11 protein-coding genes and 1 riboswitch are annotated in these 11,907 nt (G+C 42.4%); of the genes, 6 read left to right on the top strand and 5 right to left on the bottom strand.

Features of this window, described 5'->3' with window-relative positions; translation table 11 throughout:
- Nucleotides 1–84: 84 nt before the first annotated feature.
- Nucleotides 85–957, bottom strand: a complete 873-nt coding sequence (locus CHI10_RS12035) for a DUF6612 family protein (RefSeq protein ID WP_095244522.1) — start codon at nt 955–957, stop codon at nt 85–87.
- 155 nt (nt 958–1,112) lie between these two features.
- Between CHI10_RS12035 and ytkD the strand changes: the two genes are divergently transcribed.
- Entirely contained in the window at nt 1,113–1,580 is a 468-nt protein-coding gene (gene ytkD, locus CHI10_RS12030; protein ID WP_095244521.1) for an RNA deprotection pyrophosphohydrolase, read from the top strand.
- Between the two features lie 26 nt (nt 1,581–1,606).
- Here ytkD and CHI10_RS12025 read toward each other — a convergent pair whose 3' ends face one another.
- The 3 genes from CHI10_RS12025 to CHI10_RS12015 are packed head-to-tail and all read right to left on the bottom strand — an operon-like array spanning nt 1,607 to nt 4,191.
- Complete coding sequence (locus CHI10_RS12025) at nt 1,607–2,416, bottom strand: ABC transporter permease (RefSeq protein WP_095244520.1); 810 nt, start codon at nt 2,414–2,416, stop codon at nt 1,607–1,609.
- Nucleotides 2,394–3,173, bottom strand: coding sequence for an ABC transporter ATP-binding protein (locus tag CHI10_RS12020; protein WP_095244519.1), 780 nt, complete (start codon nt 3,171–3,173; stop codon nt 2,394–2,396). Before CHI10_RS12020 ends, CHI10_RS12025 begins: the two co-directional genes overlap by 23 nt.
- A 22-nt stretch (nt 3,174–3,195) precedes the next feature.
- A complete protein-coding gene (locus CHI10_RS12015) occupies nt 3,196–4,191 on the bottom strand; it encodes an ABC transporter substrate-binding protein (RefSeq protein ID WP_095244518.1) in 996 nt (331 codons plus the stop codon).
- Nucleotides 4,192–4,346: 155 nt separating this feature from the next.
- Between CHI10_RS12015 and CHI10_RS12010 the strand changes: the two genes are divergently transcribed.
- Nucleotides 4,347–5,132: an alpha/beta hydrolase family protein gene (locus CHI10_RS12010; protein WP_095244517.1), complete on the top strand. Its 786-nt coding sequence runs from the start codon at nt 4,347–4,349 to the stop codon at nt 5,130–5,132.
- 86 nt (nt 5,133–5,218) lie between these two features.
- Complete coding sequence (locus tag CHI10_RS12005; RefSeq protein WP_095244516.1) at nt 5,219–5,461, top strand: DUF2584 domain-containing protein; 243 nt, start codon at nt 5,219–5,221, stop codon at nt 5,459–5,461.
- Nucleotides 5,462–5,718: 257 nt separating this feature from the next.
- Here the strand turns inward: CHI10_RS12005 and pckA are convergent, their stop codons facing one another.
- Nucleotides 5,719–7,305, bottom strand: coding sequence for a phosphoenolpyruvate carboxykinase (ATP) (gene pckA / locus CHI10_RS12000; RefSeq protein WP_095244515.1), 1,587 nt, complete (start codon nt 7,303–7,305; stop codon nt 5,719–5,721).
- 218 nt (nt 7,306–7,523) lie between these two features.
- On the opposite strand from pckA, the gene CHI10_RS11995 reads away from it, so the two are divergent.
- From CHI10_RS11995 to asnB, 3 genes are all read left to right on the top strand, one after another.
- Nucleotides 7,524–7,898: a thiol-disulfide oxidoreductase DCC family protein gene (locus CHI10_RS11995; RefSeq protein ID WP_095244514.1), complete on the top strand. Its 375-nt coding sequence runs from the start codon at nt 7,524–7,526 to the stop codon at nt 7,896–7,898.
- A 105-nt stretch (nt 7,899–8,003) separates the two neighbouring features.
- A riboswitch (SAM riboswitch) is annotated at nt 8,004–8,119 on the top strand.
- A 306-nt stretch (nt 8,120–8,425) separates the two neighbouring features.
- Nucleotides 8,426–9,622, top strand: coding sequence for a methionine adenosyltransferase (metK, locus tag CHI10_RS11990; RefSeq protein WP_095244513.1), 1,197 nt, complete (start codon nt 8,426–8,428; stop codon nt 9,620–9,622).
- A gap of 295 nt (nt 9,623–9,917) precedes the next feature.
- Nucleotides 9,918–11,822 (top strand): asparagine synthase (glutamine-hydrolyzing), encoded by a 1,905-nt coding sequence (gene asnB / locus CHI10_RS11985; protein WP_095244512.1) that lies wholly within the window; start codon nt 9,918–9,920, stop codon nt 11,820–11,822.
- Nucleotides 11,823–11,907 lie beyond the last annotated feature (85 nt).

The raw sequence follows: 11,907 nt of genomic DNA, 5'->3' as shown, positions 1-11,907 counted from the left end.
GGTAGGCGCTGTAGCTAGACAGCTCTCAAAGTACTAAGTTAAAAATTATATAGTAGAAAAGCTGAGGCAAGCGCCTCAGCTTTTCTACATTTCCATTTCCACAGCTGTATCAAGAACTTCCTGTGGAACGGCAATAGCCTCAACTTTATTATAGTTTGAGTATTGGCCGTTCATGTTCTGCTTCATGGAGATTGTTTGGCCTTCAGCCGTGATTTCCATGTCCATAATCATATTCAGCACGCTCGGGTAAAAAGTTTCTTTATCAATCACAATTTCATATTCCACGCCCTTGATGTTCATGTTATCAAGCATTTCACCATTGGCGGCCAATTCAGGCGGGAGTGTTTCTGCTGCCGTTTCCTTCACGAAATCATTAAATTTTTCTCCATCGGCTTTCAATTTCAGGATATAGCTTTTTGCGTCCTGTTCAAAGGTGAAATCGTCCACAAATTCCTGCAGTTTCTTCAATTCCTCACCAGGATTCGTCTGCTGGCTGGACATTTGAAGCAAATCATCAGACATTTCTTTAGGGAACTTCATCCACTGCTGTTTGGCAGCTTCATAAAGAAACATTCCTTCTTCCGTAAAATAGCTTTCAATATCATAAGATTCTTCTGCCATGGACATAGTCATTTTTTGATAAAAAGCCATCGGCTCTGTTGTGACATTCATGTCAATGACAGAATCGATATTCATATTTTCCCCTTCAGCACCAGAGCTCATTTCCTGGCTCATATCCATTTTTACTGAGAAGCTCTTTAGCTCTTCCGAAGCCTCCGTTGATTTCTTTAAAACTCCCTCCAATGTCATTTCAGAAGCTTCTTCTTTTTTTGCTTCTTCATTTTCTGTGCCGGATGCTGATTCATTAACAGGTTTGGCTGTTTCATTGCATGCAGTCAGCATTAAAACCATTAAGAAGCCGGTAAGGATTGCGAGAGATTTTTTCAAGATATACACTCCTCTATTTATGTTAGTCAACTAATTTTACGGGCAAAAAAGGAAAAAAGTTTCAAAAATATGTAATTTGATACTTTAGCCCCAGAAGTTTTTAAAAATGTGATTAACCTTTATAATGGAAACATCAAAATTTATTTATCGAGTGAGGGAATAGCATGGAAACCTTTTTGGACGAAAACGGCGGGAAAGTGCGCTTTTCTTTTAATAGAAGAGCATTTGAAACCGAGCCTGAACATGTTCTGGTCATTTGCCGCTATGGTGACCAATGGCTGCTGACGAACCATAAAAAGAGGGGATGGGAATTTCCTGGCGGTAAAAGAGAACAGGGTGAGTCTCTTGAGGAGGCAGCCAGAAGAGAAGTATATGAAGAAACAGGAGCAGACTTAAATAGTCTGCATTTTATTGGTGAATATGAAGTTAACCTGGGTAAAGAGCATTTTGTCAAAGCTATTTTTTTCTCAGAGGTGAAAAGTCTCAACAATACAAATCATTATTTTGAAACAAACGGTCCCATATTGACAGGGGAAAACCTGCTTGAAGACAGGTGGAACAGCCAGTACAGCTTCATCATGAAGGATAAAGTAGTTGAAAAGAGCCTCGAGAGAATTTTGAAGGAAAAATAAAAACGGCATGCGGTTTGCCGTTTTTTTTATGAACCATTCTTAATTAGTTTTCTCTCCAGGAGTTCAACCAGCTGATACATCACTGTTGCAAAAACAGCAATTACAAGCAATGAAAGCATAACAAGCGTGAAGTTGAATACTTGAAAGCCGTAAATAATCATGTAGCCAAGGCCCTTTGAGGATACAAGGAATTCGCCGACGATCACCCCAACCCAGGATAACCCCACATTCACCTTTAAAGTTGAAATGATGGTCGGGAATGAAGCAGGCAAAATGGCTTCCCTGAAAATTTGAAATCGGTATGCCCCAAAAGTCTGAAGCACTTTAATATAATTGGGGTCTACCTCTTTGAAAGCCGTATACACGACAATGGTTGTGATGATGATCGAAATAATCGCACCCATGGCAACGATTGAAGTAAAGCTCGGGCCTAAAGCTACGATTAGGATAGGGCCAAGAGCAACCTTAGGCATTGAATTAAGGATAACCAAATAGGGATCCGCTATTTTTGAAAGCATAGGTGACCACCAGAGGATGGCTGCCAGGAATGTGCCTAAAAAAGTGCCCAAAATGAATCCAAATACAGTTTCAGACAAAGTGTAGCCTAAATCCACCATCAAGGTGCCATCCTGTATTTTGGTTAAAAATAATCCCCATACTTTAGAAGGTGCACTGAAAATCAGCGGGTCAATCCATTGCTTTTGGCTTGCCAGCTCCCACCCTGAAAAAAACACGATAAAGATGACAGCCTGATAGAAGCGGACCCACTTCTTTTCACGGTTCAGCGACCGGATATACTTCTGGTGGAGGAAGTTAACGTTCTCCTGCGGGTTCAAGGGACTCCAGCTCCTTCCATATAGTTTGAAAAATCGCTGGATATGCTTCATGATTTCTTGCGTTAAAAGGGGTTTCATCTCTTAATTCTTTCGGTATTTCAAATGTTTTATGAAGCTGTCCGGGCCTTGCGGAGAATAGAAAAACGCGATCACTCATGCTGATTGCCTCGCCAATATCATGGGTAACCAGTATGGCTGTTTTTCCGAAAGATTTAAGCGTGTCAGAGACCAGATCCTCAAGCTTTAGTTTGGTTTGATAATCCAATGCGGAAAAGGGTTCATCAAGCATTAGCAGCTTTGGACCGGTTGCAAGTGTTCTTACAAGGGCAACCCGCTGGCGCATTCCCCCTGAAAGCTGCTTCGGAAACTGTGACTCTACACCTTTCAGTCCCATCTCCTGAAGGAGCTTCAGTGCATAAGCTTTTTTGTCAGGAGTAAGGCTATTCCCGATTTTTAGCCCCAGCAGTATATTTTCTTCAATGTTCTTCCAGGGAAAAAGATAATCTTGCTGAAGCATATACCCAATTTCATTTTCTGCTGTTTCAACCCGCTTTCCTTCAAGTGTGACAGTGCCCTCTGTGGGTTCCAGCAGGCCAGCTATGATGGAAAGCAATGTCGTCTTACCGCATCCGCTTGGACCAAGGAAGGAGACAAATTCTCCTTCCTCCACGTCAAGCGAAACATCGGAGAGGGCCGTGACAGCAGAGGTTTTCGTAAAATAAGTGTGGTGGACAGCATCAACCTTCAGAAAATCCATGTCGGCCTCCTCTTTCGTTTAGTTACTTCATTACCCCTTCAGCAATCTCTGTGTTGACAAGTGTGCCATGCTCTATGCGCTTAGGGAGTTCTCCTGCTTCTTCCATAATGTTCTGCAGGTTAGCCCATTCTTCAGTATCCAGAATAGGATCTGTTGCAAAAGATCCCTGGCTCTTATAGCGGTCAACTACCATTTCAATGATTTCAAGCTCAGTGTTGTCAAAATATCCTTGAATAGCTTCTGCCGTTTCTTTCGAGCTATGCTGCTCAACCCATTGCTGTGCTTTATAAATCGCTCTTGTGAACTTCTCGACTGTTTCCTTATTTTCATCAATATAGCTTTGTTTCGTCATGAATGTGGTATAAGGTATATGTCCGGATTCGGTTCCAAAGGAAGCAACAATATATCCTTTGCCTTCTTTTTCAAATACACTAGCAGTAGGTTCAAAAAGCTGGACAAATTCACCGGTGCCGGATGCGAAAGCCGGAGCAATATTGGCATAATCAATATTCTGGATTAAATCCAAATCCTGGTGCGGATCAATGCCATGCTTTTTCAATACAAACTCGCCGGCCATCTGCGGCATGCCGCCTTTGCGCTGCCCGAGAAATGTTTTGCCTTCCAGCATATCCCATGAAAAGTTATCGATTTTATTGCGGGAAACGAGGAATGTTCCATCCGTTTGGGTAAGCTGTGCAAAGTTAATGACCGGATCATTGGAGCCCTGAGCAGAAACGTAAATGGAAGTTTCTGAACCTACAAGCGCAATATCAGCGCTATCCGACAGAAGCGCGGTCATTGTTTTATCTCCGCCGGCAGTTGTTGTAAGCTCTACTTTAAGTCCTTCTTCTTCAAAAAAACCTTTCTCAAGGGCTACATACTGTGGAGCATAGAAGATGGAACGTGTCACTTCAGCAATACGGACGGTTTGCATTTCATCCTTTCCGCAGGCTGCCAATGGAACGGTCAGTATCACTGCAAACACAAGAAGCATGCTTGTTTTCATCCATTTTTTCATAAGTCATAAGACCTCCCTTATGCTAAAAAAGTCAGATTAAAAGCCTAGGATATCGTATGAAAATCGAAAAAATGTGTGAATGCCCATGGAATTATTTTTAGAGGAAGGTCTAAAAGCTCAGACTAAAAGGAAGCCTCAAGAGGGAGGAAGACAACATGGAATTCAAAAACGGCCAAATCATCAATAAACAGAAATTTCCTTCGCCAAATCCGGCAATTGAATTATCGGTTGTTACGTATCAGGCAAATGGATTACATATAAAAGGCCTGCTGGCAGAGCCAAAGGGAGAGGAGCTATATGATGGATTCCTTTACCTGAGAGGAGGCATAAAAAATGTCGGAAAGGTACGGCCTTCCCGGATTGTCCAGTTTGCCTGTGAAGGCTTTATTGTATTCGCGCCTTTTTACAGAGGAAATCAAGGGGGAGATGGAAACGAAGATTTTGCAGGGGAGGACAGGCAGGACGCGTTTGCCGGGTTTACTCTTCTTCAGGAGCATGCCCGGGTAAAGAGAGTCCATGTTTTTGGTTTTTCACGGGGCGGTGTGATGGCATTGCTTACTGCAATCGAGTTTCCGCAAGCAGCCTCCATTGTCACATGGGGAGGGGTCAGTGATATGTTTCTCACCTATGTGGAGCGCAAGGATCTCCGGAGAATGATGAAACGGGTAATCGGCGGAACTCCGGTAAAGTTTCCGGAACGGTATAAATACCGCACCCCGCTTTTTCAGCTGGAGCAGCTGCAGGCACCTGTCTTAATCATTCATGGTGAACAGGATCATAATGTTTCGGTGGAGCATTCCTATCGCCTCGAAAAAAGGCTGAAGGCTCTTAATAAAGAAGTGGATAGCTGGTATTTCCCTGACTATACCCACTACTTTCCGCCAGCCGTGAACCGGAAGACGGTAGAGGATTTGGGTGCGTGGATGAAAAGTCATGAATGACGGATGATTTTCGCTTAAAGGCTTTCAGAGCAAGAAAAGCTGGGGTAAAATAGAGAAAAGTATAAAGAATGAAGGAGAGATATCCAATGGGTATGCCTTTAGAGCTGAACACAATGATCGTGACAAAGGGAAGGGAAAATAGACTTGATGAGAATTACTTTTCACTTGTCAAAGAAGGGTACAGATTATATCCCCTCGATATCCCGGTCGAAGTAAAAAGAACAATTGACGGCGACCTGAACGGAATGGGAGTCATCCGAAAAGTGGAATGGGAAAACAGCCGGACACTCATAACTTATCAGCTTGTTTCCTTAAACTCAACAAACTAGAAGAGCGCGCCTGGACAGAGTCCGGCGTTTTTTTGTTCAATGTGTTTCTGCTAATTCAAAAAAAGAATTGCCGCGCAAACGGCAATTCTTTCTCTAAAATGATAAGAAAGTATTAATTTTAACTTTGAGAACTGTCTAGCTCCAGCGCCTACCCCCTCGAGGTCACAAGCCAATCCTCCCAAAAAGGCGAAGAACGCCTTTCTGTGAGGCTCGTCTTGTGCTTGTCGGGGGTGGGCAAGGCGCTTGCGCTTTTCTTATTAGGCGATTGGTCCGCCTTTTTCTTCGATGTCAGATGAAACGCTTGAAAACTTCTTGAAGTTTTCACGGAATTTAGCAGCAAGTTCTTTTGCTTTCGCTTCATAAGCAGACTGATCTGCCCATGTTTTGTTTGGCTGAAGAACTTCATCAGGCACTCCTGTCACGTGCTGAGGAATTTCCAGGCCAAAAATCTCGTCCTTGATTGTTTCTACGTTGTTAAGTTCACCTTCTAGTGCAGCTTCCACCATAGCGCGGGTGTAGGCAAGCTTCATGCGTTCGCCGACTCCATACTCTCCGCCAGTCCATCCTGTGTTTACAAGGTAGACTTTTGCATTATGCTCATCGATTTTCTCGCCAAGCATTTCAGCATAACGATTTGCAGGAAGCGGAAGGAAAGGTGATCCAAAGCATGTAGAGAACGTTGCCTGTGGTGATGTTATGCCGCGCTCAGTTCCTGCAAGCTTGGATGTATAGCCGCTTAAGAAATGGTACATTGCCTGCTCTTTTGACAGTTTGGAGATTGGAGGCAATACGCCAAATGCGTCAGCTGTTAAAAATACGATTGTATTAGGATGTCCGGCAATGCTTGGGTCAACGATATTATCGATGGCCTGAAGCTGGTATGCCGCACGTGTATTTTCTGTTAAAGTGCTGTCATCGTAATCTGCAACCCGGGTTTCGCTGTTTACCACTACATTTTCCAGCACAGCTCCAAAGCGGATTGCATCAAATATTTGCGGTTCTTTTTCACGGGATAGGTTGATGCATTTCGCGTAGCATCCGCCCTCAATATTGAAGACGCCATTCGCAGACCAGCCATGCTCGTCATCACCGATCAGCTTGCGGTTCGGGTCTGCAGATAAGGTTGTTTTTCCAGTGCCGGATAAGCCAAAGAATAAAGCCACATCACCTTCACGTCCAACGTTTGCTGAACAGTGCATTGGAAGGATTCCGTTTTCTGGAAGCATATAGTTCATAACAGAGAAGATGGCCTTTTTTATTTCACCTGCGTATTCTGTTCCGCCAATTAAAACAGTGCGGCGCTCGAATGAGATAATAATGAATGTTTCGGACTTTGTGCCGTCAACAGCAGGGTCTGCTTTGAAATTTGGAGCAGAAATGACTGTGAACTCTGCCTGATGATCCAATAGCTCGTCTTCTGCCGGGCGAATGAATAACTGGTGTGCAAAAAGGTTATGCCAGGCATATTCATTGATCACCTGGATAGGCATGCGATGTTTTTTATCAGCACCTGCAAAGCCTTTGAAAACAAATACTTCTTCTTTTTCTTTTAAGTAATTGATTACTTTATTATAAAGATTGGAGAATGCTTCTTCAGAGATGGGCTGGTTTACGCTTCCCCAGTCCATTTTATCTTTATTCGATGCTTCTTCAACGATGTATTTATCTTTAGGAGAACGCCCTGTATACTTTCCTGTAGTAGCGCGTACAGCACCAGTGGAAGTAAGGCACCCTTCATTGCGGTTTAAAACTTTTTCCACAAGCTGAGGAACGGATAATTGCACTTGAATGTTGCTGCCATTTAATAATTCACTCAATTCGTTTGATATGCTTACAGAGTTCATCTGATGAATACCTTCCTTTTTCCCGATTTTTTTGTGAAAGTGATTACATCTCGAAATTAGTATAACACATTGAAATGATTAGTCTATACTATTACGAAACTTTTTTGTCTCTGTTAATAAATTGTCACAATTGGACAGCTAATCCACTTTGGCCGCCTTATAACCGATATATGCTATTATAGAAGAAAGTGTTAATTTTACAATGGGACTGATCTTAAATGAAAACAATTGCCCTATATGATGAAACTTGCTCGTTATGCAAGGAAACAAAGAGAATATTTAAAAAACTCGATTGGTTGAATAAAGTGGAGTGGATTTCCCTGCAGGAATATGAAAAAATGCCGGGTTCTTTATCATTTTCCAGACAAGATTTGCGCAAAGAGCTTCATCTTATTACCCCCTCGGGCAGCGTGAAAAAGGGTTACTATGCAGCACGGAGACTGCTGCTCCTATTTCCTGCATCCTTTTTGGTCAGCACCTTTTTATATTTACCTTTCACCGAACTTCTGGGCGATCCTGTCTACAAATGGATTGCTAAAAACAGGCATAAATTTCTAAAGAAAAAGTGTGATGATGGAAGCTGTTCCCTGTAAGGGGGAAACTGAATTATCCAAATCGTAATTTTACAGTTTAAATTAATGAAAATCTGTTGACATAGTTCGATAAAATACGGTATGATTCAACCTTGAACGGATACTCTCTTATCCCGAGCTGGTGGAGGGACAGGCCCTATGAAACCCAGCAACCTGCTAAAGGCAATAATCAGCAAAGGTGCTAACCTGACGCAAGGACGTAATTCCTTGAACGATAAGAGTGAAAGGCGCGAATCGATTTGCTTTCAACCTTTTCACTAATGAGAAGGTTTTTTATTTTGCAATGAAATGAACGGCTTTTGGAATGTACTATTTATGTGAGTTTTTGGCACGCTTATGAATGATGGACACATGGCATACTTGCCGGCGCTGTCTATTTTTCTAATAAAAACTCCATGTTTATTTCATACTACTAAGGGAATGAGTTCCGTATCAAACAGAGATCCATGAAATGACAGGGAAAATTATTTTTCCGCTTCCCCATTTCTTATTCTCGCTCAATTTTCTATTTATAAGGAGGAAGCCAGATGTCAACAAAACGTCGTTTGTTTACTTCTGAATCAGTTACTGAAGGTCATCCGGATAAAATCTGTGACCAAATTTCTGATGCAATCTTAGATGCGATTTTAGCTAAAGATGCGAATGCCCGTGTTGCTGCAGAGACTTCTGTAACAACTGGACTTGTATTAGTTGCAGGTGAAATCACAACATCTACATACGTAGATATTCCAAAAATCGTTCGTGAAACGGTAAAAGAAATTGGTTATACCCGTGCTAAGTATGGTTTCGATTCCGAAACATGTGCAGTTTTAACTTCCATTGATGAGCAGTCTGCAGATATCGCAATGGGTGTTGACCAGGCACTTGAAGCACGCGAAGGACAAATGAGCGATCAGGAAATCGAAGCAATCGGTGCAGGAGACCAGGGCTTAATGTTCGGTTTTGCCTGCAACGAAACGAAAGAGCTTATGCCTCTTCCGATTTCTTTAGCACATAAAATTTCCCGCCGCCTGACTGAAGTTCGTAAAGAAGAAATCCTTCCTTACCTTCGTCCGGATGGAAAAACTCAGGTAACTGTTGAGTATGATGAAAATGACAAGCCTGTCCGCATCGACACAATCGTTATTTCTACTCAGCATCACCCTGAAATCAGCCTGGAGCAAATCCAGCGCAACCTGAAGGAACATGTTATTAACCCGGTTGTTCCGAAAGAACTAATCGATGAGAATACTAAGTACTTCATCAACCCGACTGGACGTTTTGTTATCGGCGGACCTCAAGGGGATGCTGGTCTGACTGGACGCAAAATCATTGTTGATACTTACGGCGGATATGCACGCCATGGCGGCGGCGCGTTCTCCGGAAAGGATCCTACAAAGGTTGACCGCTCTGCTGCTTATGCTGCACGTTATGTAGCGAAGAATCTTGTAGCAGCCGGATTGGCAGATAAAGTTGAAGTTCAGCTTGCTTATGCGATTGGTGTGGCACAGCCTGTATCGATTTCTGTTGATACATTTGGAACAGGCAAAGTGGATGAAGATGTTTTAGTTGATCTGGTAAGAAAGCATTTTGATCTTCGTCCTGCAGGAATTATCAACATGCTCGGCCTTCGCCGCCCAATTTACAAGCAGACAGCTGCTTACGGACATTTCGGACGTACAGATGTTGACCTTCCTTGGGAGCGTACTGACAAGGCAGAAATTCTTCGTTCTGAAGCGCAATAGTAAATTTAAAAAGCGGGAGTTGCATTTACTGTGTAACTCCCGCTTTCTTTTTTGCGTCATAATACATATAGGGTGTTATTCGCTTTTCGGTCTTTATGCTCTATAGTCGTTTATCATTTTATGGTAACGTATAAACCTTCGGATAATGGCTTAATTTTCCGTACAGAAACATTTTATATTCTGCGTGCTAATTATTAGCGATTAGTGGTAGTATTATAGGGTATGTTTTCTAAGACAAAGAGCCGTTAGGCTATATCTAAATATTGAGAATAGAATGGAGTAGGTGACGTACATAATGTGTGGTTTTATTGGTTGTGTACATGAAAAGGCACAAAATTACCGTGACGCAGATAAAGAACAATTTCAAAATATGAATGATATCATTACACACCGGGGTCCGGATGACTCAGGATACTATTTTGATGATCATATTCAATTTGGCTTCCGCCGGCTGAGCATTATTGATATTGAAAGCGGACACCAGCCGCTGACTTACGAGAATGAACGTTATTGGATTATCTTTAATGGTGAAATCTATAATTATGTGGAACTTCGTGAAGAACTTCTCAAAGCGGGCTTAAGCTTCGAAACAAGCTCAGATACAGAAGTCATCATTGCCCTTTACAGCCATATGAAAGAAAAAGCTGTTGAAAAATTGCGGGGTATGTTTGCGTTTGTCATTTGGGATAAACAGGAGCAGTCTTTATATGGAGCCAGAGATCAATTTGGGATTAAACCTTTCTTTTATTACGATAAGGGAGACCAAACGTTCTTTGGATCAGAGAAGAAAAGCATTCTATTGGCCCTTCAGAATGATGTATTAAACTATGACTCCCTGCAGCATTATCTGACCTATCAGTTTGTGCCTGAGCCAAACACGATGTCAGAGGGAATCAACAAGCTGGAGCCAGGCCATTATTTTACTAAAAAAATCGGTGCTCCGATGGATATTAAGCGCTATTGGAAAGCTGCTTTCCACCCTGTGCAGAAATCAGAAGCTGATTTTACAAAAGAAATCAGAGATGTGTTATTCGACTCGGTCAAAATGCATATGCGTGCCGATGTTCCTGTAGGTTCTTTCCTTTCAGGCGGAATTGATTCTTCCATCATTGCGTCGATTGCGAAGGAATTCCATCCTGCTATTAAAACATTCTCTGTCGGTTTTGAGCGCAATGGCTTCAGTGAGGTGGATGTAGCGAAAGAAACAGCGGAAAAGCTGGGTGTCGAAAACATCAGCTATATCATTACTCCTGAGGAATACATGAATGAAATTCCGAGAATCATGTGGCATATGGACGATCCGCTTGCCGACCCGGCATGTGTGCCTCTTTATTTTGTGGCAAGAGAAGCACGCAAGCATGTAACGGTTGTACTTTCAGGTGAAGGAGCCGATGAGCTGTTTGGCGGCTATAATATTTACCGTGAACCACAATCCCTGGAGGTCTTCAATAAAATTCCTGCCATCGGCAAAAAGCTTCTTCGCTTGATTGCAAGCATGATGCCAGAGGGAATGAAGGGTAAAAGCTTTATCGAACGCGGTGTCACGCCAATGGAAGAGCGCTACATCGGAAACGCAAAAATGTTTACAGAGCAAGAGAAGCGCAATCTGCTTCATGTCTATAAAGACAGCTTAAATTATACGGATATCACGAAACCTTTATATGAAGAAAGCCGCGGCTATGATCCGGTTGACCGCATGCAGTATATCGACATTCATACCTGGATGCGAGGAGATATTTTATTAAAAGCGGACAAAATGACGATGGCTCATTCTCTCGAGCTTCGTGTTCCTTTCCTTGATAAAGAAGTGTTTGAAGTGGCTTCCAAAATTCCGACCAGCCTGAAAACAGCAAATGGCACCACGAAATATATTCTTCGCAAAGCTGCCGAGGGAGTCGTTCCGGATCATGTACTGAACCGCAAAAAGCTTGGATTCCCTGTGCCAATCCGCCATTGGCTGAAGGACGAGATGAATGAGTGGGCGAAAAATATCATCCGTGAAAGCAATACAGATCACCTGATTAATAAGGACTATGTATTGCAGCTGCTTGAAGATCATTGTCAGGATAAAGCGGACAACAGCCGCAAAATCTGGACAGTTCTGATGTTCATGGTTTGGCATCAGGTATATGTGGAGAAAAAATACTCCTTTGAAAAAGAATACTTGTTAGATAAAGACTTGCAGCCTCTTAAAGGCTAATCAAAAGCGTCCATCAGGGATACCCTGGTGGACGCTTTTAGGAATAAAAATCTATAAATTTCTTAATTTAGATAATTGTCTAGCT

Source organism: Bacillus sp. 7894-2, from assembly GCF_002272225.1.
Taxonomy (GTDB): Bacteria; Bacillota; Bacilli; order Bacillales; family Cytobacillaceae; genus Cytobacillus.
The sequence above is the reverse complement of the archived record's forward strand: the minus strand, read 5'-3'. Positions and strand labels throughout refer to the sequence as shown.

Coding starts and splice junctions, on each gene's coding strand:
- CHI10_RS12010 (WP_095244517.1), top strand. CDS start 4,347: ATGGAATTCAAAAACGGCCAAATCATCAATAAACAGAAATTTCCTTCG.
- CHI10_RS12005 (WP_095244516.1), top strand. CDS start 5,219: ATGGGTATGCCTTTAGAGCTGAACACAATGATCGTGACAAAGGGAAGG.
- CHI10_RS11995 (WP_095244514.1), top strand. CDS start 7,524: ATGAAAACAATTGCCCTATATGATGAAACTTGCTCGTTATGCAAGGAA.
- CHI10_RS12015 (WP_095244518.1), bottom strand. CDS start 4,191: ATGAAAAAATGGATGAAAACAAGCATGCTTCTTGTGTTTGCAGTGATA.
- asnB (WP_095244512.1), top strand. CDS start 9,918: ATGTGTGGTTTTATTGGTTGTGTACATGAAAAGGCACAAAATTACCGT.
- ytkD (WP_095244521.1), top strand. CDS start 1,113: ATGGAAACCTTTTTGGACGAAAACGGCGGGAAAGTGCGCTTTTCTTTT.
- CHI10_RS12020 (WP_095244519.1), bottom strand. CDS start 3,173: ATGGATTTTCTGAAGGTTGATGCTGTCCACCACACTTATTTTACGAAA.
- pckA (WP_095244515.1), bottom strand. CDS start 7,305: ATGAACTCTGTAAGCATATCAAACGAATTGAGTGAATTATTAAATGGC.
- metK (WP_095244513.1), top strand. CDS start 8,426: ATGTCAACAAAACGTCGTTTGTTTACTTCTGAATCAGTTACTGAAGGT.